The organism is Burkholderia sp. Ac-20384 (assembly GCF_017104605.1).
Classification (GTDB): domain Bacteria; phylum Pseudomonadota; class Gammaproteobacteria; order Burkholderiales; family Burkholderiaceae; genus Burkholderia; species Burkholderia lata.
The window spans coordinates 1-703 of the sequence record NZ_JAAGPE010000715.1 but is presented as its reverse complement, the minus strand read 5'-3'; the positions used below and the strand labels follow the sequence as shown (position 1 = coordinate 703).

The window sequence follows — 703 nt, the reverse complement described above, 5'->3', positions numbered from 1 at the left end:
GCCGCCAGACGGCCAGCGCGCGCAACGGTTCGATCGTGAGCGGCGCATGAGCATCACCATCGGCGCCGGCCAGCACATCGGCCACGATCCGGCGCAGCGCGACGTGCCCCTGCACATGCGCATCGAGATCGGCCGGCGCCAGCGCGGCGGCCGGCTCCAGCAACCATAGCGCGCGATCGAAACCGGCTTCGACGACGATCCGCAACACCGGCGCATCGTTCATGCCGAGCAGATGGCCATGACGCAGCAGCGTGTACAGGTTGCCGAGCGCCGGTGCGAGCGACTCGAAGCGCTGTTCGCGCGCGACTGCATCACGCAGCGTATCCAGCAACTGGTCGCTCAGTGCCGCCAGTCCGGCCCACGCGGCACGGTTTAGGCCATCCGCGAGCGGTGCGATGCGACCGCCGGCCTGGCGCAATTCGTCCTCGAGCCGCGCGCGTGCCGCGTCAGCCAGCGTCGCGCCCCACGCACCGGCTTCGATCAGCGCCGCCTGCTGCTCGAGCGGCTCGCCGAGCTGCCAGACCTCGTCGCGCTCACCCGACATCGCCAGTTGCGCGCCCTGGCGGCGCACGATGCCGGGCACGCGCAGCAGCGCCAGCCGGTGCAGCACGCGGCTGCGCGCACGCCCTTCGTCCGTCAGCAGGTCGAGCGTCAGCGTGCCGCGCAGCCCGCTGCCCAGCGCGGCCAGTTCGTCGCGCACCGA

General features: G+C 72.3%; 1 protein-coding gene. It reads right to left on the bottom strand.

The features are described 5' to 3' along the window. A partial coding sequence (locus G3O00_RS42980) for a DUF5682 family protein (RefSeq protein WP_241025620.1) occupies nucleotides 1–703 on the bottom strand: 703 nt, incomplete at both ends.